This is a genomic window from Caulobacter ginsengisoli (assembly GCF_030814835.1).
In the GTDB taxonomy this organism is placed as follows: Bacteria; Pseudomonadota; Alphaproteobacteria; order Caulobacterales; family Caulobacteraceae; genus Caulobacter; species Caulobacter ginsengisoli.
This window is the reverse complement of sequence record NZ_JAUSVS010000001.1, coordinates 162,145-188,049: the sequence shown is the minus strand read 5'-3', so window position 1 is coordinate 188,049 and position 25,905 is coordinate 162,145. Positions and strand designations below refer to the sequence as shown.

General features: G+C 67.3%; 25 protein-coding genes. 9 read left to right on the top strand and 16 right to left on the bottom strand.

From position 1 onward, the window contains the following. Positions 1–79: 79 nt before the first annotated feature. The 3 genes from recA to QO010_RS00825 form a co-directional block, all read right to left on the bottom strand. Positions 80–1,165, bottom strand: a complete 1,086-nt coding sequence (gene recA / locus QO010_RS00835; RefSeq protein ID WP_307347018.1) for a recombinase RecA — start codon at positions 1,163–1,165, stop codon at positions 80–82. 131 nt (positions 1,166–1,296) lie between these two features. Continuing rightward, positions 1,297–1,521, bottom strand: a complete 225-nt coding sequence (locus QO010_RS00830; protein WP_307344715.1) for a hypothetical protein — start codon at positions 1,519–1,521, stop codon at positions 1,297–1,299. Next, positions 1,518–2,666 (bottom strand): phosphatidylinositol-specific phospholipase C1-like protein, encoded by a 1,149-nt coding sequence (locus QO010_RS00825; RefSeq protein WP_307344714.1) that lies wholly within the window; start codon positions 2,664–2,666, stop codon positions 1,518–1,520. Before QO010_RS00825 ends, QO010_RS00830 begins: the two co-directional genes overlap by 4 nt. Positions 2,667–2,801: 135 nt before the next feature. Between QO010_RS00825 and QO010_RS00820 the strand changes: the two genes are divergently transcribed. Further along, a complete protein-coding gene (locus tag QO010_RS00820) occupies positions 2,802–4,427 on the top strand; it encodes an EAL domain-containing protein (RefSeq protein WP_307344712.1) in 1,626 nt (541 codons plus the stop codon). Positions 4,428–4,437: 10 nt separating this feature from the next. Here QO010_RS00820 and QO010_RS00815 read toward each other — a convergent pair whose 3' ends face one another. Further along, a complete protein-coding gene (locus QO010_RS00815; protein ID WP_307344710.1) occupies positions 4,438–6,273 on the bottom strand; it encodes a DUF885 domain-containing protein in 1,836 nt (611 codons plus the stop codon). 100 nt (positions 6,274–6,373) lie between these two features. Then, positions 6,374–6,898, bottom strand: a complete 525-nt coding sequence (locus tag QO010_RS00810) for a GNAT family N-acetyltransferase (protein WP_307344708.1) — start codon at positions 6,896–6,898, stop codon at positions 6,374–6,376. Between the two features lie 161 nt (positions 6,899–7,059). Here QO010_RS00810 and QO010_RS00805 point away from each other — a divergent pair, with 161 nt between their 5' ends. The 3 genes from QO010_RS00805 to QO010_RS00795 are packed head-to-tail and all read left to right on the top strand — an operon-like array spanning position 7,060 to position 8,968. Beyond that, positions 7,060–7,803, top strand: coding sequence for a Fic family protein (locus tag QO010_RS00805; protein WP_307344706.1), 744 nt, complete (start codon positions 7,060–7,062; stop codon positions 7,801–7,803). Continuing rightward, positions 7,803–8,381 (top strand): DUF6932 family protein, encoded by a 579-nt coding sequence (locus QO010_RS00800; protein ID WP_307344704.1) that lies wholly within the window; start codon positions 7,803–7,805, stop codon positions 8,379–8,381. Before QO010_RS00805 ends, QO010_RS00800 begins: the two co-directional genes overlap by 1 nt. Continuing rightward, positions 8,378–8,968: a 2OG-Fe(II) oxygenase gene (locus tag QO010_RS00795; RefSeq protein ID WP_307344702.1), complete on the top strand. Its 591-nt coding sequence runs from the start codon at positions 8,378–8,380 to the stop codon at positions 8,966–8,968. The genes QO010_RS00800 and QO010_RS00795 overlap by 4 nt, the downstream gene beginning before the upstream one ends. Before the next feature lie 6 nt (positions 8,969–8,974). Here QO010_RS00795 and QO010_RS00790 read toward each other — a convergent pair whose 3' ends face one another. Both QO010_RS00790 and QO010_RS00785 read right to left on the bottom strand, forming a co-directional pair. Further along, positions 8,975–9,391: a hypothetical protein gene (locus tag QO010_RS00790; protein WP_307344700.1), complete on the bottom strand. Its 417-nt coding sequence runs from the start codon at positions 9,389–9,391 to the stop codon at positions 8,975–8,977. Between the two features lie 106 nt (positions 9,392–9,497). Further along, the gene (locus QO010_RS00785) at positions 9,498–10,163 is read right to left on the bottom strand and encodes a hypothetical protein (RefSeq protein ID WP_307344698.1); all 666 of its coding nucleotides are present in this window, start codon (positions 10,161–10,163) and stop codon (positions 9,498–9,500) included. Between the two features lie 204 nt (positions 10,164–10,367). Here QO010_RS00785 and QO010_RS00780 point away from each other — a divergent pair, with 204 nt between their 5' ends. Continuing rightward, the gene (locus QO010_RS00780) at positions 10,368–11,642 is read left to right on the top strand and encodes a beta-barrel domain-containing protein (protein WP_307344696.1); all 1,275 of its coding nucleotides are present in this window, start codon (positions 10,368–10,370) and stop codon (positions 11,640–11,642) included. Beyond that, complete coding sequence (locus QO010_RS00775; RefSeq protein WP_307344694.1) at positions 11,639–13,741, top strand: peptidase domain-containing ABC transporter; 2,103 nt, start codon at positions 11,639–11,641, stop codon at positions 13,739–13,741. The genes QO010_RS00780 and QO010_RS00775 overlap by 4 nt, the downstream gene beginning before the upstream one ends. Here the strand turns inward: QO010_RS00775 and QO010_RS00770 are convergent. The 3 genes from QO010_RS00770 to QO010_RS00760 are packed head-to-tail and all read right to left on the bottom strand — an operon-like array spanning position 13,738 to position 15,302. Beyond that, on the bottom strand, positions 13,738–14,283 hold the full coding sequence (locus QO010_RS00770; protein ID WP_307344692.1) for an SRPBCC family protein: 546 nt from the start codon (positions 14,281–14,283) through the stop codon (positions 13,738–13,740). The two genes, QO010_RS00775 and QO010_RS00770, sit on opposite strands and share 4 nt — an antisense overlap. Then, positions 14,280–14,672 carry a DUF1761 domain-containing protein gene (locus QO010_RS00765; RefSeq protein ID WP_307344690.1) on the bottom strand — a complete coding sequence of 131 codons (393 nt, stop codon included), beginning with the start codon at positions 14,670–14,672 and terminating at the stop codon, positions 14,280–14,282. The genes QO010_RS00770 and QO010_RS00765 overlap by 4 nt, the downstream gene beginning before the upstream one ends. Before the next feature lie 30 nt (positions 14,673–14,702). Beyond that, positions 14,703–15,302, bottom strand: coding sequence for a TetR/AcrR family transcriptional regulator (locus QO010_RS00760; RefSeq protein ID WP_307347016.1), 600 nt, complete (start codon positions 15,300–15,302; stop codon positions 14,703–14,705). 233 nt (positions 15,303–15,535) lie between these two features. Here QO010_RS00760 and QO010_RS00755 point away from each other — a divergent pair, with 233 nt between their 5' ends. The 3 genes from QO010_RS00755 to QO010_RS00745 are packed head-to-tail and all read left to right on the top strand — an operon-like array spanning position 15,536 to position 18,973. Then, positions 15,536–18,037: a DUF4062 domain-containing protein gene (locus QO010_RS00755; RefSeq protein WP_307344688.1), complete on the top strand. Its 2,502-nt coding sequence runs from the start codon at positions 15,536–15,538 to the stop codon at positions 18,035–18,037. Next, positions 18,037–18,444, top strand: coding sequence for a hypothetical protein (locus QO010_RS00750; RefSeq protein WP_307344686.1), 408 nt, complete (start codon positions 18,037–18,039; stop codon positions 18,442–18,444). Before QO010_RS00755 ends, QO010_RS00750 begins: the two co-directional genes overlap by 1 nt. Beyond that, positions 18,431–18,973: a hypothetical protein gene (locus QO010_RS00745; RefSeq protein WP_307344684.1), complete on the top strand. Its 543-nt coding sequence runs from the start codon at positions 18,431–18,433 to the stop codon at positions 18,971–18,973. Before QO010_RS00750 ends, QO010_RS00745 begins: the two co-directional genes overlap by 14 nt. Here the strand turns inward: QO010_RS00745 and QO010_RS00740 are convergent. From QO010_RS00740 to QO010_RS00715, 6 genes are all read right to left on the bottom strand, one after another. Further along, positions 18,970–19,665: an alternative oxidase gene (locus tag QO010_RS00740; protein WP_307344682.1), complete on the bottom strand. Its 696-nt coding sequence runs from the start codon at positions 19,663–19,665 to the stop codon at positions 18,970–18,972. The two genes, QO010_RS00745 and QO010_RS00740, sit on opposite strands and share 4 nt — an antisense overlap. A 104-nt stretch (positions 19,666–19,769) precedes the next feature. Next, on the bottom strand, positions 19,770–21,875 hold the full coding sequence (gene cckA / locus QO010_RS00735) for a cell cycle histidine kinase CckA (RefSeq protein ID WP_307347013.1): 2,106 nt from the start codon (positions 21,873–21,875) through the stop codon (positions 19,770–19,772). A 55-nt stretch (positions 21,876–21,930) separates the two neighbouring features. Further along, the gene (flhB, locus tag QO010_RS00730) at positions 21,931–23,025 is read right to left on the bottom strand and encodes a flagellar biosynthesis protein FlhB (RefSeq protein ID WP_307344680.1); all 1,095 of its coding nucleotides are present in this window, start codon (positions 23,023–23,025) and stop codon (positions 21,931–21,933) included. Next, the gene (fliR, locus tag QO010_RS00725) at positions 23,026–23,787 is read right to left on the bottom strand and encodes a flagellar biosynthetic protein FliR (RefSeq protein ID WP_307344678.1); all 762 of its coding nucleotides are present in this window, start codon (positions 23,785–23,787) and stop codon (positions 23,026–23,028) included. Between the two features lie 10 nt (positions 23,788–23,797). Beyond that, positions 23,798–24,061 carry a flagellar biosynthesis protein FliQ gene (gene fliQ / locus QO010_RS00720; protein WP_307344676.1) on the bottom strand — a complete coding sequence of 88 codons (264 nt, stop codon included), beginning with the start codon at positions 24,059–24,061 and terminating at the stop codon, positions 23,798–23,800. Positions 24,062–24,185: 124 nt separating this feature from the next. Continuing rightward, the gene (locus QO010_RS00715; RefSeq protein ID WP_307344674.1) at positions 24,186–25,895 is read right to left on the bottom strand and encodes a restriction endonuclease; all 1,710 of its coding nucleotides are present in this window, start codon (positions 25,893–25,895) and stop codon (positions 24,186–24,188) included. Positions 25,896–25,905: the final 10 nt, after the last annotated feature.

The window sequence follows — 25,905 nt, the reverse complement described above, 5'->3', positions numbered from 1 at the left end:
GGCGACCGCGGAAAGCTCTTAAGTGGCGAGCCCGTCCGGGCGGCGGAACCGCATACACTTCCGCCTGACGGGCTCGGGCCTAAACCTCCGCGTCGTCCTCGACGTCGTCCTCGGCGGTCGGACCGACCAGCAGTTCTTCTTCCAGCTTCTCGGACTTGCCGCGCACGGCGTCCTCGATGGCCTTGGCGGTGTCGGGGTTCTGCTTGAGGAACTCGCGGACATTGTCGCGGCCCTGGCCGATCCGCTCGCTGTTGAACGAGAACCAGGAGCCGGCCTTGTCGATCACCCCGGCCTTGACGCCCAGGTCGATGATCTCGCCCAGCTTGGAGATGCCCTCGCCATACATGATGTCGAACTCGACCTCACGGAACGGCGGGGCCACCTTGTTCTTGACCACCTTGACCCGGACGTTGTTGCCGACGATCTCGTCGCGCACCTTGACCGAACCGGTGCGGCGGATGTCCAGCCGCACCGAGGCGTAGAACTTCAGGGCGTTACCGCCGGTCGTCGTCTCGGGGCTGCCATACATCACCCCGATCTTGTGGCGGATCTGGTTGATGAAGATGACCGTGGTCTTGGTCTTGCTGATCGAGGCGGTCAGCTTGCGCAGCGCCTGGCTCATCAGCCTCGCTTGAAGACCGGGCAGGCTGTCGCCCATCTCGCCTTCGATTTCCGCGCGTGGCGTCAGCGCCGCCACCGAGTCGATGACGATGATGTCGACGGCGCCCGAGCGAACCAGGGTGTCGGTGATCTCCAGGGCCTGTTCGCCGGTGTCGGGCTGGGCGACCAGCAGGTCGTCCAGGTTCACGCCCAGCTTGTTGGCGTAGGAGGGGTCCAGCGCATGCTCGGCGTCGATGAAGGCGGCGGTGCCGCCGGCCTTCTGGACCTCGGCCACGGCGTGTAGGGCGAGCGTGGTCTTGCCCGAGCTTTCCGGTCCGTAGATCTCGATGATCCGGCCCTTGGGGAGGCCCCCGATGCCCAGCGCGATGTCCAGGCCCAGCGAGCCGGTCGGCGTCGACTCGATCTCGCCGAACTTGCCCTTCTCGCCCAGCTTCATCACCGAGCCCTTGCCGAAGGCCCGATCGATCTGGGTCAGCGCCGCTTCGAGAGCCCGCTGCTTATCGCCATCTTCCCGTGCCACTAGCCGCAACGCCGCCTGGTTCATCTGAGGACGTCCTTGTTTCATGATTCCGCCTCCTCGGCGGACTGTTCGATAGGCGACCCGCTCGCCCGTTGCAGGCATTGTGCATGGTTTGTTCTCGTTCGCAATATGTTCTTTTTTCGCGTCGGCAGTTTCTAGAGAAACTGGTGCGGCCAGACGCCGACGACGCCGTAGTAGACGCCGCCCGCCAGCCCGCCGCCGAACGACATGGCCAGCCAACCCCCGACCAGGCGGGCGGCTTCGCCGATGCTGGCGACATGAAACAGCCTGTAGATGACGAACGCGCCCAGGAGGACCAGCAGGACGACGCCCGTCGTCGCGAAGCCCTTCAGGAACCGGTCGACGAAGTTGGAATTCACCGCGTCCAGCCCACGATGCCCTCCGGCAACTCTACCCGATAGTCTCCGAACCGCGGGTCCGGGCGCAGGTAGTCGGTCGAAACATACTGCGCGCCCGAGCCGAGGGCGGCCTCGCGGCGAAAGACGTCGCCCTTGCGCGCCTCGAGCGTGTCGGCGTCAGCCCGGGTCCTGACGATGAGGCCGGCGGCCAGGGCGGCCTTGATGGCGTCGGCGTCGGCCACCGGGTCGTTGAGGGTGATGTAGGCGGCGTCGGCGTCACCCGGCTCGGCGTTGACGAACATCACTCTGCCCTCGAGGTTCCTGCGGCCGGCGCGGTAGCGGTCAACCTGGTCCTTGGGGGCGTCAAGGGCGAAGAACACCTTGCCTCTCGCCTGGGCAAGCCTGGGCCAGCCCCGGCTTCCACCCTTATCGGGGCGGATGGCGGCAGCCAGGGTCGCGGCCCGGCCGCGCACCTGATCGGGCGTGACCAACTCGTCCTTGGAGAAGACCGCCCGGATCTCGGCGTCGATGCTGTCCATGGCCTCGCCGTTGAACAGCAACGGCTTGACCGTGCCCGGCGTCGGCAGCGCGTCCTCCTTCAGGTTGATGAGGATCAGGATCGGCAGGTGGTCGGGGTGGGCCTTCGACCAGGCGCGGATTTGCGCCAGACAGTCGGCGAAGCGCGGGCAGTTCGACCGGTAGTCGATGTCCTGCACATGCAGCACCTTCAACCCCTTGGCGCGGTACGGGGCGTCGTCCCAGGGCGGCAGAGTCGCGCCCTGCTTGAGCGCCAGCCGGCGGCCCAGCGGGTCGGCATAGCGTCCGCCGTCGGGGTCGTAGAGCAGGTCCAACTCCAATTGCCGGGCGCCGGCGTCGAGCTGCTCGCCCAGCGGCGGGTGGCTGTAGTCGAGCGTCACGGCGACCTGCGGCGCCGCGGCGGTCAGTCCGGCGAACTCGGGGGGCGAGATAGCCTGCTTGTAGCTGTTGTGGGTGCCGATGACCTGGATGTCGTTCATCCGTAGCGTCCGGTCGAGCTCGGCGCGACGGCAATCGCCGGCCTCGGTGGTGTGTTCCAGATCGCAGAGGACGAACTCGCCCGGGATGGCTGGCGCGGCGCCCAGGGCCAGCGGCGCGAGCAAGACCAGCAGCAACGACAGTCGGCGCATGAAACTCTCCAAGGCTCGCCGCCAACCTGCCGTTCGCGACACCTTGCCGCAAGGCCCGGCCGCTTTCGAACCCTACCGGAAACGGCCCCTTAAGGCCGCTGTGGTTGAAAGGAGCCGCTTTTGGGGAGAGCCTTCTTGTCCAACGCTGTCCGCCGCCTCGCCGGCTTCGCCTTCACCAGCGCCGACCTGCTGTTGGAGATCGATCTGTCCGGGGCCATCACCTTCGTGCTGGGCGCGGCCCAGGCGATGGTCGGCAAGACCGAGCAGGCCCTGATCAGCGGCGGCTGGCGCTTCCTGATCGACGCCGACGACCGGCCGTTGCTGGAGGCGATGTTCGCCGCGCTCGACGACGGCGCCCGGCGCGGTCCCGTGCAGGTTCGGCTGGCGGCGGGCGGCGCCATCAGCCTGACCGCCCGCATGCTGTCCGAGAACCCCGGCGTGATCTGTTGCGCCATCGCCCCCGCCGCCAAGCCGGCCCTGGCCCCCAAGGCCGGCCAGGCGCTGCACGACCGGGCCGTCTTCGAGGACCTGGCCAAGGGCCTGGCCGAGGCGGCGCGGGTGACCGGCCAGGATTTCGAACTGGCGATGATCGAATTCAACGGCCTGGAGGCCGTGCGCAAGGCGCTCACGCCCCCCGAGGCGGCGACCCTGGACCAGCAGGTGGCCGGCGCGCTGCGGGCCGAAGCCCAGGGCGGCGGGGCCGCCACCCACGTCGAGGGCGAGCGCTACGCCCTGCTGCGCGAGCGCGGCGAGGCGGCCGAGGTTATGGCCAAACGACTGAGCCGCGCCATCCGCACCTCCGACCAGGCCGGCGCCGTCACCGCCGCGGCCCTGGCCGTGCCCATCGAGAATCCCGGCGCCGCCCGCTTCAGCAAGGCCCTGCGCTTCGCCCTGGACGACTTCGCCCGCGAGGGCATTCCCGACAGCCCGCCGGCCTCGCTGGCCGAGGCCATGAACCGCTCGGTCCGCCGCACCCTGACCCGGGCCGGCGAGCTGGGGATGGCGGTCAGTCAGCGCCGCTTCACCCTGGCCTACCAGCCGGTCCTGGCCCTGAAGGACCACTCGGTCAGCCATCATGAGGCGCTGGTGCGGTTCGAGGACGGGGCCGACGCCTTCGCCATGGTCCGCATGGCCGAGGAGTTCGAACTGATCGAGGAGCTGGACCGCGCCATCGCCGAGCAGGCGGTGCGCCAGCTCAACGCCGACCGCACCGGCCGGCTGAAGCTGGCGGTCAATGTCTCCGGGGCCAGCATGATCTCCAGTCCCTTCATCGAGGGGCTGACGCGGCTCATCGAGCGCAATCCCAAGTCCAAGGGCCGGCTGATCTTCGAGCTCACCGAGAGCAGCGCCATCGACGATTTCGACCGCGCCAACGCCCATATTCAGACATTGCGCGAAATGGGTTCCATGGTCTGCCTGGACGACTTCGGGTCCGGCGCCGCCTCGCTGGGCTATCTGCAGAGGCTGTCGGTGGACATCATCAAGATCGACGGCCGCTATGTCCGCGACCTGGCCAGCGAGGGCCGCGACGCCGCCCTGGTCCGCCACATCGTACGCCTGGCCAAGGACCTGAAGGTCCGCACCGTCGCCGAGATGGTCGAGACCGCCGAGATCGAAGAGGTCGTGCGCCGCGAAGGCGTCGACTTCGCCCAGGGCTGGCTCTACGGCCGGCCGATGGCGATCCCGGAATGGCCCGACACCCGCGAAGCCGCCGCACCGTTGCCGGCGCGGCGGATGGGGACCCGGGACGACTGGCGGTAGCTTCTAGGGTTTAGCCCTTGTTCGCAGCGATATAGTTGTCGATCGCCGCCTCCAGCACCGTCAGCGGCATGGCCCCCGACAGCAGCCCCGCGTCGTGGAACTTGCGGATGTCGAACTTCTTGCCCAGCGCCTTCTTGGCCTTGGCCCGCACCTTCAGCCAGTCCAGCTTGCCGACCATGTAGCTGCAGGCCTGGCCCGGCCAGGCGCAGTAGCGCTCGATCTCGGTGATGGCGCCGGCCTCCTGGTCGCCGATGGCGTCGACATAGAACTTGATCGCCTGCTCGCGGCTCCAGTGCTTGGAGTGCATGCCGCTGTCCACCACCAGCCGCACGGCGCGGAACAGGGCGTCGTGGACCTGGCCGATATGACCCAGCGTGTCCTTCTCGTACATGCCCATCTCGATGGCCAGTTCCTCGGCATAGAGGGCCCAGCCCTCGCCATAGCCCGAGAACCAGATGACCTTGCGGATCAGCGGCAGGTCGCCGGCCTCGTTGGAGAGGGCGTTCTGCAGGTGGTGGCCCGGAATCCCCTCGTGATAGGTCAGGGTCGGCAGGGTCCAGCTGGGGGTCTCGGCGGTGTCGCGCAGGTTGATCCAGTAGATGCCGGGCCGCGAGCCATCCAGCGAGGGGCCGTTGTAATAGCCACCGGGCGCGCCGGCCTCGATGGCCTTGGGCACCCGCTTGATGACCAGCTTGGCCTTGGGCAGCTGGCCGAACCAGGCCGGCAGCTTGGCCTGGATGGTCTCGACCTTGACGTTGAGGTCGGCGATCAGCTTGTCCTTGCCCGCGTCGGTATTCTCGTACTGCAGCTTGGGGTCGCTGTACATGGCGCGGTAGCGCTCGCCGACGCTCCCCTTGGAATAGCCGGCCTTCTTCATCAGCTTGTCGGCCTCGGCGCTCAGGCTCTTGCAGAGGTCGAGGCCGGTCTTGTGGACCTCGTCGGGCGTGATGTTCGAGGTCGTGTAGTTGCGCAGCGAGACGGCGTAGTAGTCGTCGCCGTCGGGCAGGCGCCAGCAGCCGGCGTCATGCACGGCCTTAGGCCGCCATTCCTCCATCAGGGCCTGCTGGCGGGCCAGGGCCGGGCGGATCTGCTCCTCGTAGAGGCTGGCGGCCATGCCGGCATAGTCGCCGGCGATGCCCTTCTCCTTGGTCCGGCGGGCGATGGATTCGACCAGGGGCGACTTGTCGGCCCCGTTGGCGATCATGGTCTTCAGCTGGATCAGGGTCTTGTCGATAATGAAGTCGGGCGGGATGACGCCCTGGGCCGCGTCGCGCCGGGCGATGACGACCTCCTGGTCGAGCACCCGGCTGAAGGCCTCCAGGCGGGCCAGATAGGCGTCGGCGTCGGCCTTGGTCTCGATGGTGTGCTGGTTGTCGAGGAAGTCCGGGGCCTGCTGGTAGATGCCGGTCAGCTGGGAGATGACATAGGGCGAACCCGAGCCGCCGGTCCCGTAGTTGAACTTGGCGTCGCCCTCGGCCTGGGTCGCCAGCACGAACTCGACGGTGTCGTAGTTGATGGCGTCGGTCCCGGTCAGGGCCTTGCGGTCGATGGCCTTTAGCTTGCCCAGCCCCTCGGCGTTGCTGGCCTTGTTGTCGGCCAGGGCCTGCAGCGAGGCGTCGGACAGCTCCGACTTGGTCCAGGCCAGCGCGCCGGTGTCGACGCCCAGCGCCGTGGCCAGCTCGGGCGACTGGCGCAGCTGGCGCGCCATCAGCTGGTCGAACAGGGTGTTGAGCTTGGCGGCCTCGCCGGTGGCGGGGGCCGCATCGGCGGCGGCGGCGAACCGCGGCGCGGCGGCGGCCAGGCCCAGAGCGGCGGCCGAGAGGAGCAGTTGGCGACGGTTGGTCACGGGCGGGATTCCCCAGGTGTTACGGATTAACCGCAACGGGTAGGCCCGCGAGGGCGGCGCGGCAACGGTGGGCGGGGTTAATTCTGGGTAATGCGGGCCGCTAGAGGGCCTTCTCCATCACCACGAAATGCAGGTCGTCCCGCATCGGCTCCCCAAACCGCTGGTCCTCGTAGGGGAACGGCAGGGTCTGGCCGGTCAGCGCATAGCCGCGCCGCTCGTACCAGGCGATCAGGGTGTCGCGGACATTGACGACGGTCATGCGGATGCGCCCGGCCCCCTGCCCTGCCGCATAGGCCTCGGCGCCGGCCATCAGGGTGCGGCCCAGCTGGCGGTCCTGGATGTCGGGGCGGACGGTGAGCATGCCCAGATACCAGACCCCCGCCTCGGCCGGCTCCAGCCAGACGCTGCCCAGCAGCTCGCTGGTCGGTTCGTCCCGCAGGGTCAGCAGCAGGGCGCCCGGCTGCTCGGCCAGTTCGGCCCGCAAAGTAGCCTCGTCGGTGCGCTGGCCGCCCAGATAGTCGGCCTCGGTGGTCCAGCCCTGGCGGGAGGTTTCCCCGCGATAGGCGGAGTTGACCAGGGCGGCGATGGCGGCGAGGTCGGCGTCGGTGGCGGGATAGAGGGGCATGGCCCCGCAAAGCCATGGGTCCGTGGCGGGGTCAACCACGGATGTGGCGGCTTGGAGCGCCTTGGGAGCGGCTTGGCAATCGCCAATTGTGTGACAGTATGAAATAGCGCTTAGCGGTGCGGGGGGGGGTTATGCAGGCGCGGGGGATCGAGCGAAAGCTGTTGGCGCTGCCACCGAATGACCTGGGCGCCCGCCGCTGGCTCCAGTTGCTGAGCCGCATTCTCGACGAGACGCCAGCCGGGTTCGAGACGGCGTTGCGGCGTTGGCTGGCTGCGCTGGCGGACGGGCCGCCCGCGCCGGCCCCGTTCGTCTTCCTGCAGCCTCTGTCCGCCGGGCGCGTCGCCGAGGATCAGAAGGATGGCCAGGCGCTGCTGGCCTACGCCGAGATGGAATGGGGCCTGCGCGACCGGTATGCGGCCGCTCTGGCGGACTCTCTGGCGGCGGCGGACCCGGCGGCCTTCATCGCCCTGCTGAAAGACATCGCCGCCGCCGCGTCGGACCGGCCTGCCGCCGAGTTCCGGACGGGGCCCGCCGAGACCGTACCGGACGACTGGGGCCAGTTCGTCCGTTATCCCGACGCCGCCGAAGTCCCTGATCAGATGGCCCGGCTGTGGGCGTTTCTGCATCAAACCTGGCCGGATGATCCCGTGCGGGCGGCGGTGGTCGCCTATGTCGCCATCCAGAACGCCCACCCGTTCGCCGACGGCAACGGGCGGCTCTCGCGGATCGTGTTCAACAGCCTGGTGCGGCCGGCGGGCCCCTATCTGCCCTTGCGCGAACTGAACGGCCTGACCCGGGGCGGCCTGCTGATGCCGATGCGCGGGGCCGAGATTCATGACCGCTGGGAGGCCTTCGCGGTCGCCCTGGGCCAGGCGGTGCGCACCCTGCACCGGGTGGTCGGCTGATGGGCGAGGGCCTGGACATCCTGGCGCGCCAGTTCGAACTGTGGTCGCGGGCGGCCCTCGACGAGGGACAGATCACCCTGTTCAACACCGATATCGCCCGGGCCAGCTTCGTCAACGCCTCGCCGGTGGTGGTCGCCGCCACCGCCTTCCGCCAGGCCTTCGGACAGGGGGAGCGCCGGGCCCATCTGGTCGCGGCGCTGGAGACGGGCCTGGCCGGTTTCCGGGCGGTGGGCGCGCGGGTCACGGCGGTCATCGTCGGCGGCAGCTTCATCGACCAGGCGGTCGCCGCGCCGAAGGATCTGGATTGCGTGATCTTCTACGAGGCCGAAGGGGAGACGCCGGCGGACGAGATCGCCGCCAGCCGCGCCGTGATGCTGCAGGCCGGCGTCGACGCCCGCCCCTTCCCCTGCGACGTGTCGATCGTGCTGACCCTGAAGGTCGCCCTGTTCTTCAACAATCTCTACGCCGCCGACCGCGCCGGCGGCGGTCCCGGCAAGGGCTGCGTGCTGCTGGTCCCGGACGGCTGGCCGCAACCGGCGACAGCCGCCGGCGAGCCATCGACGAAGGAGCCGCAATGACCGCGCCGATCCCCGCCAGCCCCGCCCCGCCGCGTGTGCGCATCCAGGATGGGTTGGCGCCGCCCGACCTGGCCGAGCGGCTGTCGGCCATGGCCGAGCGCAACATCTGGAAATACGGCTGGCGGTCGAATGGGGCCGGCTTTGGCTACGCCTTCTGGAACTGCGACTTCGCCGGCGATATCGGCAGCAATCTGGGCGACTGCCTGCCCGAACTGCTGGATCGCCCGTTCGTCGAGCCGATCCTGTCGCTGTGGAACCGGCTGGCCGAGACGGTGGCCCAGGGCCATACCCTGGTGCGGGTCTACGCCAATGGCCACACCTACGGCGGCGGCGGCGATATCCACCGCGACAACGCCCCGGACCCCTCGCTGTGGACCTTCGTCTACTACGCCCACCGCCACTGGGAGCCCAACTGGGGCGGCGAGACCCTGGTCATGGACGACGACGGCGTCGAGATCGCCGAGGCGATCCAGCCAAGGCCCGGCCGCGTCAGCTGGTTCCGCGGCGACAACCCGCACTGCGCCCGGCCGCCGTCCCGGGAATGCCCGATCCTGCGGGTGGTTTATGTGTTCAAGACGCGGCGGTGAGGCCGGTCAGCTGCCGGGCAGGCTACCCTGGATCGAAGCCGACCAGTCGGCCTGCCCTTCGGCGCCATAACGGTTGAACTGGAAGACGTAGCTCCGGTCGTTGCAGTTGAAGCTGACGAAATCGAATCCCGGGTGGGCATTGATCTCCCGCTTTACGCGTTCCAACTCAGCGGCGGCGACCGGCCGCCCCGAGACGCTGGCCGAAAGCGCTGTGATTCCAACCTTCGCCTGGATTGTGAAGCTGTATTCAGCCGTGGCGCCGCCGCAGACGAAGGTTCCGGCCTGGGTGACGGTGGTCGCTTCATTCCACGCAGGAGGAGCTGGACCAACGACGATGGATTTCGGCTGAGGGCTGGCAACCGCGACCTGAACCACTCCAAAAAGCGCCGCACCCAGGACACCGCTCAGAACAGCCCTAGTCATACCGGACAAACTAGACACGGTTACCTCCACTCATGTCGCCGATGGTTGCGCCATGGCTGGCGTCAGGGACCCCAGCCATGGCGAACGCGCTCTTCCGCAAACCAGTCTAGTGGCAGTTGCCGCCGCTCGTGTCGTTGCTGGTCTGGTTGTGCGGGGAGTCGGGATTGTACTGCCGCGCCACGCCATCGGGGCCGATGATGTAGAGGCGGAAGTCGGAATTGCCGCCACCGCCGGCGCCGACGATCTGGCTCATCAGATCCCAGTCCGCGTCGGACGGACGGCGGTTGATCAGATTGATGTCGCCAGGAATGTAGGGGCTGTCCGTCTCGTAGGGGTGGTTGTGCACGAAGCCCTTGACCTGACTCCAGTCGCTGATCCCCAACTCCTCGAGCGACAATGCCCCATCGCCGCCGAAGTCGATCTTGCCGCCCAGGCCGGAGGTGAAAATCGGCGATAGCCGTGTCGTGCCGTCCGCGTCCGTGATGATGAAGTAGCCATACTCCTGGGTGCTGTAGTGGGCCTGGGCGCGGATGGAAGCGGCCGCGGCGCAGGCCTGGGAATCGATCTGACTCTCCGTCGGCTGCGGCGGGGGCGGTGGTTCCCGCGGCGACGTATCGACGCCGCCGCCGTCCCCATAGCCGCCGCCGATGCCCCAGCTGCCCCAACCCCAGCCCCAGCCCATTCCCGAGGAGGCTATGATGGTTACGCCCGAGACCGTGGTCGTGTCGCCGCCGGCGATCAGGTCAAATTCCGCAAGTGTCAGTTCCCGCATGCTGGTCTCCTGAAGGCGGCCTTGGCCTCGCCCCCCGCCCGGTTGATCCAATCTCAAATTTCCGCCTCGGCAAATACAATCGCATCACTGTCGAGTGGGAAGAGAGCCTTAACGGCAACTCAGACTTGCATGTGCCGTTCGGTCGGGCAAGATGTCGCAGGTCGGCCGAACTGTGTGGGCGGCGAGGGGCGGGGGGCGTTTGAGTTGCAGCAGTCGGCGGCGCAGACGGATGCCGACAAGCCCCTGTTCCGGGCCGAGGCGATCGCGGCGGCCAGCGAACAGTATGGCTCGCCGGTGCGGCCGCTGGGCCTGGCAAGCTGGGGGCTCACCGCCTTCCTGGCGGTGACCATGACCGCGGCGCTGATCTTCATGGCGACAGCCAGATACGCCCGCAAGGAGACCGTGCCGGGCGTCCTGGAACCCGCGAGCGGGGCGCTGCGTATCTCGGCCGCCGCGCCGGCGATGATCAGGTCGGTGCATGTGCGCGAAGGCCAGCACGTCGTCGCCGGCCAGCCGATCCTCACCCTGGTTTCCGATCCGATGACCGCCGGCGGCGCACGTCTGGGCGACTTGCTGGAAGGCGCGTCCAGGGCCGAAGCCGGAGGCATCGAGGCGGCGTCCAGCGCCCAGCTCGACGGCATCGCCCGCCAGCGCGACGACCTGGCCGCCCGGCGGGATGGCCTGACGACCCTCCAGAAACGGCTGGCCCTGGACCGGGGGCTGCAGAGCGAGCGCGTGCGGCTGCAGCAACAGTCCCTGGACGCGGCGCGCAAGCTGCACGACCAGGGCCTCTATTCCGACCTCTATTATCGCCAGCGCGAGGAGGCGGTGGTCGCGGCCCGGCAGGAGCTTTCGCGCATCGAACGGCAGATCGAGGAGACCAACGTCTCCCTGACCCAGAGCCGGGTCGAGGCCGAGCGGCTGGAGGCCAACATGCGCCAAGCCATGGCTCAGGCCCAGGTGTCCCGGGCCGGGGTGGCCGAGAAGCGGGCCAACTACTCGGCCAATCGGGAAGTGGTGCTGACCGCGCCCAGGGCCGGGCGCGTGGCGGCCTTGCGCGCCAGGCCCGGCGCCCCTGCGCCGCCGGCCTCGGCCCTGGCCATCATCCTGCCGGACGGCGCCCGGCTGGAGGCGGAACTGTGGGCCCCGTCGCGGGCCGTCGGCTTCGTCCGGCCCGGCGACCAGGTCCGGGTGATGTACGACGCCTTTCCCTACCAGCGGTTCGGGGCGGCCAAGGGCCGGGTCATCGCCGTGGCCGACGCCCCCACCGCGCCCGACGAGCTGTCCATGCCGATCGAGACCCGCGAGGCCCTCTACCGCATCACCGTGGCGCTGGATGACCAGTCGATCCGGGCCTATGGCCGCGACTGGCCGCTGGCGCCGGGCGCCCGGCTGACGGCCGACCTGGTGCTGGAATCGCGCAGCTTCCTGCAGTGGCTTCTGGATCCGCTGTTCTCGGCCAGGCGGCGGGCCGGGTGAACGGCGCCGTCCGCAATCGCCAGACCGAGGCCAGCGAATGCGGCCTGGCCTCGCTGGCCATGGCCGCGAGCATGCTGGGCTCCCAGATCGACCTGCCCTGGCTGCGTCAGCGCTATCCGGCCTCTTCGCGGGGCAACTCGCTGCGTGAGTTGGCCGAGGTGGCGGGCGCCATCGGCCTGTCGGCCCGGGCCGTCACCTGCGAGATGGCGGAATTGAAGGACCTGCAGCGGCCCGCCATCCTGCACTGGAGCCTCAACCATTTCGTTGTGCTCGACAGGGTCAGGGCTGGATCGGTGCGGGTGTTCGACCCGGCTCTGGGCTATTGCACCCTGTCCATGGCCGAGGTTTCCCGGAAGTTCACCGGCGTGGCCATGGAGCTCACCTCGACGCCCAGCTTCCAGCGGCGGATCGAGCGCTCGCCCCTGAAACTGTCCAGCCTGTTTCGGTGGACCCCCGATCTGAAGGGCGGCCTGGCCCAGGTCCTGGTGCTGTCGCTGGTGATGCAGGTCTATGTCGTGGCCAGCCCCTTCTACCTCCAGCTGGCCGTCGACGAGGCGGCGATGAAGGGCGACCTGGACCTGCTGGGCAGCCTGGCGGTGGGTTTCGTGCTGTTCGCCATCTTCAACGGCGTGGCCGACACCCTGCGCGGCGTGGTGCTCCAGCGGCTGAACGCCCTGCTCAGTTGGGACATGTCCCGTCGACTGTTTCATCATATGGTCCGCCTGCCGCTGCCCTGGTTCCAACGCCGGCGCCTGGCCGACGCCCAGAGCCGGTTCCAGGCGCTGGATCCCATCAAGTCATTGATCTCCAACGGCCTGGTGGGCGCGATGATCGATGGAGGCCTGTCGCTGGTCACCGCGGTGATGATGGTGGTCTTTTCGCCGGCCCTGGCCCTGGTCACCCTCGTCGGCCTGGCGATCTATGTCGGCCTGCGCTGCGCTTCCATTCCGATTTCACGTCGCTTCATGTCGGATGCGCTGATCGCCTCGATCGCCGAGCAGGGCAAGCGACTGGAGACCTTGCGGGCCATCCAGACCATCAAGGTGATGAACGGCGAGGTGCGGCGCGAAAGCGACTGGGGCAACAAGTTCGCCGACAGCGTCAGGGCCAACCAGGCCAGCGCCCTGACCACGATGACCTTCTCGGCCTTGCAGCGCCTGTTCGACTCCCTCACCTACGTGGTCATCGTCTATCTGGGCGTCCAGGCGATCCTCAAGGGATCGATGACCGTGGGACTGCTGTACGCCTTCATGGCCTATCGGACCCAGTTCCTGGGCCGCACGACCAGCCTGTTCGAGCAGCTGATCAATTGGCGGCTGATGGACGTCTACGCCTTCCGCCTGGCCGATGTGGTGCTCACCCCGGTCGAGGCCGACGTCGACAAACCCGCCGCCGGCCTGCCGGATGTCGAGGGGCGGATCGAGCTGGACCATGTCAGCTTCCGTTACGGCCCGACCGATCCGTTCGTGCTGAAGGACGTCAGCCTGGCCATCGCGCCGGGGGACTGCGTGGCCATTGTCGGCCCGTCGGGGACCGGCAAGTCGACCCTGCTGAAGGTGCTGTGCGGCCTCTACCCGCCGACCAGCGGTGAGGTCCGGCTGGACGGGCTGCCCCTAACCGTCTGGGGCGCCAAGAGTGTGCGCAAGGCGCTGGGCGTGGTGATGCAGGACGACGAACTGCTGCCGGGCTCGATCGCCGACAATGTCGCCTTCTTCGACGAGCAGGTCGACCTGGAGCGGGTCTGGGACTGCCTGCGGCTGGCGGCCATCGATGAGGAGGTCAACGCCATGCCTATGCGGGCGGACACCTTCGTCGGCGACATGGGCGGGGCCCTCTCGGGGGGACAGAAGCAGCGGGTGCTGCTGGCCCGGGCCCTCTACAAACAGCCCCGCCTTCTGGTGCTGGACGAGGCCACCTCGCACCTGGACATCGGGCGGGAAAAGCTGATCAACGCCGAACTCAAGCGGCTGAAAATCACCCGCATCGTGGTCGCCCATCGGCCCGAAACCATCGCCATCGCCGACCGGGTGATCCTGTTGCAGGGCGGCGCCCAGGAACTGGCCCGGCCGTCGGCCGCGCCGATGAACGCGCCGGCCTAGGACCTTTCCGCGAACGCCTTCAGATTCAGCAGGAACTCCGGATTGTGCTGCTTGAAGAAGCCGTAGAGGGCGTCGAAATCCGCCCCGGCGCCATAGCCCACCTGGGAGAGGACCACCTCGGTCCCCTCGCCCGCCGGGTTCAGCTCCAGCACGATGGCCAGCTTGGGATAGACCGCCCCGCCTGGCACCGGCGGGACGCTGAGATTGCGGAACACCATCAGGCGCTGGGGCACATAGCCCAGGATCTCCTGCTTGATGTTGCTCGGATCGCCCGGCTTGCCGGCCGCGCTGAGCGCCACCTCGATCGAGCCGCCGACCCGCAGATCGATGAAGCTGTTGGGGGCAACCCATTGCCGGTAGGCGGCCTGGTCGGTCAGGGCCCGCCAGACCGCCGCCGGCGGGGCGGCGATGACCACGCGCTGTTGCAGCAGCCGCGCGCCGGTCTGGTCGACGAAGGAGGTGTCCTTCACCGCCGAGGGCGCGGCCAGGGCCGGACTGCCCAGAGCCAGGGCGACGGCGAGAACCAGGGCGGCGCGGATCAATGCCAGGCCCCCAGGATCAGCCCGATCAGGGTGAACTGCAGGGTGTGATAGCCGCCGTTGATCAGGAACAGTTTCAACGGCTTGCGCTCGAACAGATAGTTGATGCCAAAGCTCGCCGCGACCCAGGTCAGGCCCGCGCAGAGGCCGTAGAGGGCGCCTGTCATGATCGGCTGCACGCCCAGGAACAGGGCGAAGGTGGCCGAGGCGATCAGGGCCAGCACGAAGCTGCCGCCGAAGATCAGGGCCTTGTTGCCGCCCTTGGCCTGTTCGTCGGTCAGGCCGGCCGCGGCCTGCCAGGCCTTGGCGAACAGGACCGAATACCAGATCCCGCCCAGCAGGAAACTCGACAGCGCGGCCGCCACGACGGCCAGCCAGTTGACGCTCGGCATGCTTTACCCTCCCCGTTCGCCCCCGGCCGGTCAGGCCGCCGCGGGCTTCTTGGCGCTCTCCATGAGCAGGTTCAGGTGCTGGCGCAGCAGCGCCACCCCCCGGTCGAAATAGCCGATCTCCAGGTGGGTGCGGGCCTGCATGACCCCGCCCTCCATGGTAGTCAGGATGAATTCGCTGAGGCCCGTCAGGTCGGTCCCGGCCGGCAGGCGCTCCCCCGCCTGCTCCAGCAGCCCGCGGATGGCGGCGGTCCAGGCGTTGAAGTTGGCCGCCAGCAGGGCCCGCACCGGCGGGTCGGGCTCATGCAGCTCCAGGGCCAGCGAGCCGATCGGACAGCCGTAGGTGCATTCGGTCTCCAGCAGCGAGCCGCGGTAGTGGTTCAGCAGCGCGAAGATCCGCTCGATGGGATCGTCCACCCCCTCCCAGGCCGGCTCCAGCAGCATCGGATAGATGCCGTCGCGATACATCTCCAGCACGCCCACCAGCACGTCCTGCTTGCTGGGGAAGAAGTGGTAGAGGCTGCCGCTGTTGGCCTGGCTGCGGGACAGGATGTCCGAGATCGAGGTCGACCCGAACCCCTTGGCCCAGAACAGGTCCATGGCCGCGAGAAGAATGCGCTGGCGGGTATCCATGGACACGGGATGGCTCCTGATTGATTAGTCAATCAAGCGCTTGGTTGAACGATCTGTCAAGTGGCGACTCAATCCCTCCGGACCCCCTCGCCTTCCGGCAGGAGAGAATCCCGGAGTGGATGGCTCCCCTCGGCGGGAAGACCCGTATCGCTTGATTCCTCCGCCGCCTTAACCAAAGATAGGCCGGGCCGTACGGGCGGGGATCTTCTCGGCTAACGGGGTTTGGGGACGGGTTGGGCAAATCGGCGACCATCGCGCTGTCAAGCGTCGTTCGCGGACTGGAAACGCATCGCCGCGTGCTGGCCGAAGCGATCGGCCGGGCGGGACTGATGATCGCCTGCGCCGAAGCTGCGCCGGCCGAAGACGGTGACGGCGTCGCGGCGGCCATGCGGATGGTCGGCGAGAGCCAGGCCTATGTGGGCATAATCGGCCATCGGTATGGCCAGGTTCTTCCTTCGCAGCTGTACAATCCCCATCGTCTCTCGCTCGCCGAACTGGAGTACCAGCAGGCCCTGGAACAGGGACTGCCGATCCTGGTCTTCATCATGGGCGACAAGCATCCGGTGACGATCGAGCAGGTCGAGTTGGACCCGGGACGCCGGAAAAAGCTGGAACAGTTCCGCGATCACGCCAAGCAGCGCTACGGGCGCGGCGACAGCCCGGGCGCCTATCATATCTTCGAGAACCTGGACGAGTTCGCCGCCATCGCCCCGGGAGCGGTCCGCAGGCTGGCCGAAACACTGCCAAAGATTGATATCGCCGAGCGCCCACCGCCACCGGGCCCTGACGAGGTGGCGCGCCCGCCGCGCCTGGCCGCCTTTCCCCGCTACCTGGCCTCGCACGCCTTTGTCGGCCGGGCCGCGCAACTCCAGACCCTGGACGACTGGTGTTCCGACGCCGACCCCAAGTCGGTGATGCTGTTCGAGGCCATGGGCGGATCGGGCAAGAGCATCCTGGCCTGGGAATGGGTCAGCGCTCACGCTCAGCGGAGCCAGGGCGGATGTGCTGGCTATGTCTGGTACTCATTCTACGATTCTGACACCGGCATGGCCGACTTCTGCCGGCGGACCCTGGCCTATATGGATGGGAGGGCGCCGGAAGCCTTCCACGGCCTCGACTGGCGCAGCCTGTCGACGGCCTTGGTCCAACGGCTGGAGGAGCGTCGCTGGGTGCTGGTTCTGGATGGGCTGGAACGACTGCTGGTCGCCTATCATCGCTCCGACGCCGCGAGTCTGGCCGCCCCTGACGAACAGATCTCGGCCGGCCAACTGGACCAGCGCGACCCCTGCGCCGCCATCCGTCCGGAGGATGACGACTTCCTGCGGCGACTTTCCGCCATCGCCCCCTCCAAGGTTCTGATCACATCGCGTCTGACACCGCTGGCGCTGATCAACCAGTCGCACAATCCCCTCCCAGGCGTGCGGCGTGAAATCCTGCCCGGCCTGCGGCCCGCCGACGCCGAGGCTCTGTTGCTGTCGTGCGGAGTGACAGGCGACTCTGATGATATCCGCGCCTATCTGCAGACCAACTGCGACTGTCACCCGCTCGTGGTCGGGGTGCTGGCCGGCCTGATCAACGACTTCAAGCCCAATCCCGGCAATTTCGACGCCTGGAAGACGGCGGCTGGCGGTAACCTGAACCTCGAGAATCTGGATCTGCGCCAGCGGCGCAATCACATCCTGCGCCAGGCTATCGAGCGTCTCGACGGCAGGGGCCGGCGCCTCCTTGAGAACCTGGCCCTGCTTCAGGCCAGCGCCGACTACGCCACGCTGATGGCCATCTGTCGAACCACCCCCAATCTTCCGGAACCCGAGGCGCCGGAAGGCCGCGAGGATTGGCCAAGCCTGCCGGCGGATCGGCGCAACGCGCTGGAAGTCGAGCACCAGCGCGCCCTGGCATTCTGGCAGGCGCAGCGGATGCGGTTGGCGATGCGAAACGAGAAGACCGCCAATCGAATCCCACCCGAGGGCCTGGACGCCGTCATCGACAACCTGGAGCGGCGCGGCCTGCTGCAGTTCGATGCTTCCAGCAGGCGCTACGACCTTCATCCGGTGGTCCGGGCGGTCGTGGCGGGGCAGATGGAGGGCGGAGCGGAAGGACGGAGCGCTCATCCGGTCAACGGCGCCTGGAGACCCCGGCAGTCGTTCCTGGCGGTCAAGGCCAGCCCGAACGGTGTCTGGATGACAGCTCTGCCTGGCGAACCGGCGGTATCGGCCCATGTGTCGGCTGATTGCGCCACCCTGACCCTCTACTGGCCCCACTCGGCGCCGGAGTCGCACTTCGCCCGCTATTTCTCGCGGCTGCTCGAACAGCCACTGAGCGCCGAGCGGGAAATCAAGATGTATTTCGACGACCGGGTCCTGCTCGAGGAATGGACCGGCGAGGGAGACGAAGACGATGGGGAAGGCCTGATTCCAGCCAATCCGCCTGAGGATTGGAAATCCAACGCCCGGTCGGTGAGCATGGAAATCCGGCCGACCTCGCCCAGCAACACCGCCGCCCAGCGGGTCTGGTACGTGGTCAAGCGCGACGTCACCCACAGTGTCGAGGCCGGGGTCGCGCTGGAAAGAGTACAGCTTCAATCGAGCCTGGGTGACATCCGCGACCTGGTCGAGCGGACACACGAAGAGGCGTTCGAGGCCGGCCGGCCGGTCGACGCCAACCTGAACAATATCCTCAACGCTATCTGCGTGGAGGCCGAGGCGTTGGAGAACGAGGTAGGGGCAGGACTGTAGTGGCTAGAAAAACCAGCGAAATAAGAGGCGCCTACTTCGATGACTTCTTCCTGCGGACCCTGCTGAGCCGCAAGGCGCCGAACGAAGCGCGCCTTGTGCATACGTTGATAGTCGAAACGACCAACGGGTTGCCCTATCAGGTCGAGCTCACCTCAAGGCTGCCTATCGGTCCGGCGCTCTATGATTGCGAGGAGACGGAGAAGACCACCTGGAAGCTGGAGCTGAGCCTGTTCGGCCGTTCCCCGGTCGCCGGCAACCGCGAGGTGGTCTCGGCCGATCCGATCTCCGCCCTCCGGGCCCACACTATCGCGATGCGCTACCGCCGCGAGGTGTGGCAGGACTGGGAGAGCCGGACCATCTCGCCCTCGCTCGACGCCAGTTTCCAGGCCGAAGATGAACACCGTTGAGTTCTTCAGCATCATTGCCCCAACCACGCTGGGCGCCTTCGTAACCTGGTTGCCGACCCTGACCGGCGACTATATCGAGGCCCAGGCCCGCGACGTGTCCGAACTGCTGAAAAAGGCCCGCGCGACACCGGAGTTAGTGTCCGAGGCCGAACGTCTGGGCGCCAGCCTGGCCAAGGGCGCGGCGCTGATGGCGGGCGCGACGGCAACCGTAGCGGCCTATCCGTTCGCGGCCTGGGCGGTGATCGACGAGATGTACCAGTTCCGGATGGCCTGGATCTCGGTCACGATGGTGTGGGGAATTGTGGCGCTGCTGCTGTTTCTGCAGACCATCCTCAAGTTCAAGCTTCACGAGGTCTACCAGGAGCTGGTGCGCAAACCCTGGACGCCCGCCCCGGGCGCCAGCGGCTTCCTGGGTTTCACCCATGCCACGCTGCTGACCACGATCGTGACGGTTTGTGGCGTTCTCCAGGTCGTCATGGCCACCACCGTCCTCATCGGCGATATCGCCGCGCAGTCCCAGCCGGCCTAGGCGGCGGTCTTCCAGGTCGGCTGCAGTTCCACGTGCGGCGGGCAAGGCGCGATCTGGCCCTGCGGCTGGCCGGCCAGGTCGTTGGCGAAGCCGTGGTTGACGTCGCGGTGGTGGGCCTCGTCGGCGCGGACCACCAGCACCACGTCGCGCAAGGTGGCGTCGGCCGGCAGGTCCCAGTAGCGGAGGGCGATGGCCGGGGCCGGCACGTTGGCCGAGCGGCCCGCGTCGATCTCGGCCAGATAGTGGGTGTAGCTGATCACCGCCTCCTCCTCGAAATAGCCGACCAGCCGGTGGGCGGTCTTGGGGGCGATCAGGTAGAGGCCGAAGAAGAACAGGTAGAAGACCCACTGGGCGGCGATGACCATGAACCGCTCGAAGGCGGTCGGCTTGCAGACCTCGATGAAGGTCATCAGGTGCATGCGCTCGTTCTCGGCCTCGTCCATCAGGGTGCGGATCCAGCCCCGGTCGTCCTGCATGCGGCGCAGGCATTTGAGGTGGTTGAGCGTGGCCCCGACCATGCCCGGCACCGCCGCGACGGTCTCGAGCACCACGGCCCGGTGGCCGTAGCGTTTGGCGAAGAAGGTGTCGGCGAACAGGCGCAGGAACCTGGTGACGCCCAGGGCGAAGCGGTCGGAAAGACCGGCGGGCTGGTAGTGGACGCCCAGGTCGACGGGCGGGGCGGCGGTGGGCATGGGGTTACTCCGGCACTTGATTATGTAGGCTGGAGGTACTCCCCGCCGAGGCTGGGGAACATTCGGGAGCATCCCCTAAGTGGGCATACGGAGGCGCCCGCTCGCTAAGCCGCCAACTGCTCCTTCACCCGCTCGGCCAGCATCTTGATGTCCAGCGGCTTGGGCAGGAAGGTCACGCCGGTCTCCCCTTCCAGCAGGTCGCTGAACTCGGCCTCGGCGTAGCCGGAGATGAACATCACCGGGGCCTCGCCCAGGTATCCCCTCGCCTTTTTGAGCAGGGTCGGGCCGTCGATGCCGGGCATGATGACGTCGCTGATCATCAGATCGATCTTGCCGGCGTATTCCTCGGCCAGCAGCAGGGCTGCCTCACCGTCGCAGGCCTCGATCACGTCATAGCCCCTGGCGCGCAGCAGGCGGGCGGCGACCTTGCGGACGGTGGGTTCGTCCTCGACGAAGAGGATGCGACCGACGCCCGACAGATCGCGGGCGGCCGGGCGCAGCGGAGTGGCGGCCGGGGCCGGGGCGTCGTTGGCCGAGCGGACATGCACCGGCAGGAAGATGCGGAAGGCCGCGCCATGGCCTTCGTTCGGCGCGACCTCGGACTGCACGTGGATCCAGCCGTCCGACTGCTTGACGATGCCCCAGACGGTGGCCAGGCCCAGGCCCGTCCCCTCCCCCACCGCCTTGGTGGTGAAGAAGGGCTCGAAGATCTTGCCCACGACGTTGGGCGCGATGCCGGGGCCGTCGTCGGAGACCTCGATCAACGCCATGTCGCCCATGGCCAGGCCCGCATAGCCCAGGTCCTTGGCTTCGGCGTAGGTCAGGCGGGCGGTGCGGATCTTGACCGTGCCGCCGACCTTGGCGTCGCGCATGGCGTCCCTGGCGTTGACGGCCAGGTTCATGACGGCGGTCTCGATCTGGCCCTTGTCGACCCGCACGGTCGGCAGGTCGCGGCCATAGTCGGTGACCATCTTGACGTCTTCGCGCAGCAGCCGGCGTAGCAGCACCTCGAAGCCGGTGATCAGTTCGCCCAGGTCCAGCACCTCGCGCTGCACCGTCGACTTGCGCGAGAAGGTCAGCAGCTTGCGGACCAGGTCGGCGGCCCGGGTCGCCGTCTGGCGAATCTCGTTGAGGCCCTCGTAGCTGGGGTCGCCCAGCGGATGGCGCTGCAGCAGTTCGTCGAGCAGGACCTGGATGGCGGTCAGCAGGTTGTTGAAATCGTGGGCCACGCCCCCGGCCAGCTGGCCGATGGCCTGCATCTTCTGGGCCTGGGCCAGCTGCAGCTCGATCTGCTTCTGGGCGGTGACGTCAACCAGGAAGGCGACCAGCCGCCCGTCGGTGCGGGCCAGGTAGAGGTGGGCGACGCGGGTCGGGTCATGCGCCAGCCGCACCTCGAAGGGCCCGGCCCGGCCCTCGGAAACCCCCAGGGCGGCATCGATGTGCGAGGCGCGGGAGATCAGGTCGCCGAAGGTCTGGCCGACCACAGCGCTGCCCCCGACCATGCCGGCCAGGGCGGGATTGGCTTCGACGATGCGGGCGCTGAACACCTCCTCGCCGTCGAGCAGGGCCGCGCCGAAGGGCGAGGCGGCGGCGTAGGCGTCGAGCACGGCCGGGCCGGTCGGCACGACGCGCAGCGGGGCGGTCTGGAGCGCGGCGGGCGCTTCGCCGGTCAGCCGCAGCGGCTCGGCGGCGCTGTCGGCCAGGCGGATCAGATAGCGGCCCTCGCCCAGCGGGGCGACCGAGGCGGCATGGTCGCGGCCCAGGGCCTTCAGGCTGGCCTGGCCGGTCTGGCCGCGGCGGGCCGATTGCAGGGCCTGGAACAGGCTGGAGGCGGCGGGGCCGTGGCGCGGCAGGCGCTTGAGATCGCCGGTCGCCTCCACCCAGGCGGCGTTGCCCCCCTGCAGCCGGCCATCGGCCCCGACCACGGCGGCGGGCTCGCCGAGCGCCTGGATGACCAGGTCCACGCCATCCTCGTCCTCGACCGCCACGTCGCGGCCGCCCCGGAAGGCGACCAGCACCAGCACGGCGACAGCGCCCAGGCCCATCAGCAGGAGCAGGCCGGCCAGCTTGTCGGGGCCGGCCTTGAAGGCCGGCACGGCGGCGAGAGCGAAAGCCAGGGCCAGGAAGATCCCCGCCAGCATGACCAGCGGATCGAACCGCCCCTTTGGAGGGGCGGCGGGCGGCGCGCCTAGGGTCGGCGTGTCGGCCATGATCTGGGTGGCTTCCGTCTTGAGGTCGAGCGAATCACGCATCACAGGATACTCGCTATAGGTTCGCCGCGCTCGTGGCGCGCGCGGCCCGTTTCTGGGCCGCTCCGAGGATGAAGCCGATGATCTTGGCGACCGCCTCGTAGTGTTGCTGGGGAATGGTTTCATCCACCTCCACGGCCGCGTAGAGGGCGCGGGCCAGCGGGGGGTCTTCGATGATCGGCACGCCGGCGTCCTCGGCCACCTGGCGGATGCGCAGGGCCAGGGCGTCGATCCCCTTGGCCACGCATTCGGGCGCGGCGGTCTCGCCGGCCTCGTAGCGCAGGGCCACGGCGTAGTGGGTCGGGTTCATCACCACCACGGTGGCCTTGGGCACGTTCTGCATCATCCGCCGGCGAGACTTCTCGGCGCGGATCTGCTTGAGCTTGGCCTTGACGTGCGGGTCGCCCTCGGCCTGCTTGAACTCCTCCTTCAGCTCCTCGCGGGTCATGCGCATCTTCTGCATGAAGCGCCGGCGCTGGATGACGTAATCAGTCCCGGCGGTGACCGCCAGGAAGGCCAGGACCGCGAAGAACAGCGCCTTGAGCAGGACCTGGCTGGCCGGCAGCATGGCCATGGGCGACATCGAGACCAGGCCCTCGAGTTCCGAGGCGTGAGGCTTGAGCACGAACCAGGCGATGGCCCCGGTGACCAGCACCTTCAGGGCCGACTTGGCGAACTGGATGGCCCCGTCGATGCCGAACAACCTCTTGAGGCCGGCCATCGGGTTGAGCTTGTCGAACTTGGGGGCCAGTAGCGAGGGGTTGAGCTGCATGCCGCTCTGCATGATGTGGCCCAGCGCTCCCGCCACCCCCGCCGTCAGCAGCACGGTCAGCAGCAGGGGCGCCCCGGCCATCATCGCCTGGAACAGCACCTGGACGCCGCCCCCGCCGTGCAGGTCGTAGGCCTCCGGGTGCTGGATGAAGGGCAACAGGCGCATGGCGATGTCGCGGCACATCCACCCGCCGGCGATGGCCATCGCCCCGAACGCCCCGGCCAGCGACAGCAGCTGCGGGACGTCCTGCGACTTGGCGACCTCGCCCTTCTTGCGGGCTTCCTCAAGTTTGTGTGGCGATGGTTCTTCTGTTTTGTCGCCGGCGGGTTCTTCGGCCATCTAGCGACGGGCTCCGAACACGGCGACGACGTCGCGGGCGTGGTCCATCCAGACCATGCCCACCCCGCCCAGCGTAATGGCGAACAGCGAGAGGCCCAGGATCACCGCCAGCGGCGAGGAAACGAAATAGATCTGGAAGGCCGGCATCACCCGGCCGACCAGGCCCGTGGCGATGTTGAAGACCAGCGAGAAGACGATGATCGGGGCGGCCAGCTGGACGCCCAGCGAGAAGCTGCCGGAGAAGGTCTGCACCGCCAGGGTCGTTGCGTCGTTGACCGGCACGGCGCGCCCAAACGGGAACAGTTCATAGCTGTTGAAGACCGCCCCGAGGAACAGATGGTGCAGGTCGGTGGTCATGATCAGCACCACCCCCAGCAACCCCAGGAACGAGCCCAGCGCCGCGCCGGACTGGCCCATGGCCGGGTTGGCGGTCTGGGCGAAGCTCAGCGTGGTCTGGATGGAGACCACTTCGCCGGCCACCGCCAGAGCGCTCATGGTCATGCGCAGGATGGCCCCGATCATCAGGCCGATCAGCACTTCCTGGATCACCTGTCCGCCCATGCCGCCGACCGTGCTGGGGACGGCGAGGCCCTTGCTGACCAGCGGGGCCAGGATGAAGGCGAAGACCAAGGCGAAGGACAGGCGGATGCGGGGCGGCACGACCGGGTCGCCCAGGCCCGGGATAAGCATCACCAGCGCCCCGACCCGCGCGAACACGAGGCCGGCGGCGTAGACCTGGGCGGCGGTGGCGTAGGCCTCCATCCGCCCCCCGTCACATGCCGGCGATGCGCGCCGCGATATGGCGCATGAAGCCGGCCATCAGCGCGCCCATCAGCGGCAGGAAGATGAGCAGCGACACGAAGATGGCGACGATCTTGGGAGCATAGACCAGGGTGGCTTCCTGGATCTGGGTCAGGGCCTGGAACAGCCCGATCGCCACCCCCACCACCAGCCCGACGATCAGCACCGGCGCGCTGAGCTGCAGCGTCAGCCAGATGGCGTCGCGGCCAATGTCGAGGACTTCAGCGCCAGTCATTGGGGCCTTCGGGAATCGGTGAATTGCGGGCAGGAGCGATCAGGCTCCAGACAACGCCGGCATGGTTAATGAAGTGATAATTTCCGTGTGCGACGGGGGCGCGCCTTAGGCCTCCCCCCACAAATCAAACCATCGCCTCCCGGGCCTCACGCAGATCGATGCGAGCGCGATGACCATGCCGCTCCATCAAATGAAGCAGGTTGGCGCCGTTCATCAAAGTGATCGGCTTGCCATTTGCAAACTCGTAAGCGTCGGGCCCGTAGTCAGCCGTGGTCACTAGTATGCCCTTTGACGCTCCCTCATTCATGACCGTACCGTACAGATCTCGGACAGCGGACACTCCAACCGTTCGTGTGTATCGCTTGGCCTGAATTACAATTTTTCCGCCGCTAATTGGATCGGGGTCAAAGGCAATTGCATCCACGCCACCGTCACTGCTCGCTCGCGTAACCTTGACCTCCCCGCCGCGCGCCTGGAATTCTTGCTCGAACAGCTCGCGGACCAGATGCTCGAAGTCATCCCAAGACATGCTGGCTAGGTTGACGCTCTCGTCGATCATGTGAACAACGTCCCGCCCGTCAATAAACCGCCGATCCTCCTTATTCATCTTCATAATCGGCGGGATGGAGGTCAGCGACGCAAGGCTTGCGGCAGAGACGCCTTTTAAGCTCTTGAAACAGGCCTTTGGATCGATCCGCGATAGATCAATGGCGGAGAAAGTGCCGCGGTCAACCAGCAACGATAGGAGACAGGAGCGAGCCTCCTGACCTGTTCGCCGGTCGATAAACTGAACTTCGCCGTTGAACAGAATTTTCCCGATGTTTTGATCTACGTCAGCCTCCAGAAGCTCATGCACGGTGCGCAAACAAACTTGATAGGCTACCGCTTCGAAATTCGCTTTCTGCTCGCGCTCCGTGATGGAGGTTTCCTTCAATTCACCAGTCGCCTTGATAAACTTCACGGCCTTTATCGTAGGAAGAATGTCCGGCGATGGGAGGTCATAACTCACCATCAACAACCGCTGGTCATGTTGATACTGGATTGTGTAGGACTTCTCGAACAAGCCACCGTAGTCTGAGGCTTCCAAAACCAGGGTCGCGTGTTCGATTACCGCCTCTGGATCTCCGCTCGAAAGCGCGGATTGGAGTTCATCGACCTTGGCGTTTGAAGCCGCTTGTTCCATGAGGAATGCCGATTGGGCGCGTTCATGATCTGCCCAAAAAGCTTCCTTCTCGGAATTCCACGCCGCAAGCGCCGTCTTATGCTCTGACTTGCGTTGGGATTCGACGCCCTCCCACCTGACAAGCGCCTCGCGATGTTTACGCTCAGCTTGCTCAGTGATTTCTGTCGCCTTGCCCATTAGCCGCTTCCAGAAGGAGACCACAGGAGCGGTAAAAACCGGGGCAGATGACGGCGCGTAAACTGGTTCGGCCTTCGGAAACGCTTTCGGCATCGAATAGGCGCTTCGATCCTTTAGCGCGTCCCAGTCGACAGCATCATCGACGGATAAGGTGTGAGCGAGGATGTGATTGAGCCCATCCAGGCGAAGCAACGCTGCAGCTGTCAGGTCTTCAGCAGATTCCTTGCCCGATAGGACAGCTTGTCGCCCTTGATGCTGAACCCATTTTTCGTCCCAAGCGGCGACAAGAGTGTCGACTTTGCTCTGCAGTATGAAAAGTTCCGGTGCGCTGAGTTCCCGGAACAGATTCATCTTCGAGTGACGCAGATCGAGATGATATCGGAGGATCCGATTGCCCGCTGCGTTCCAGCGAGCTGTAACTCGACCGACCACGATATTCTCAAGATTGCTCGAGCGAACCCAGATTTCAGTCATTCTATCCGCC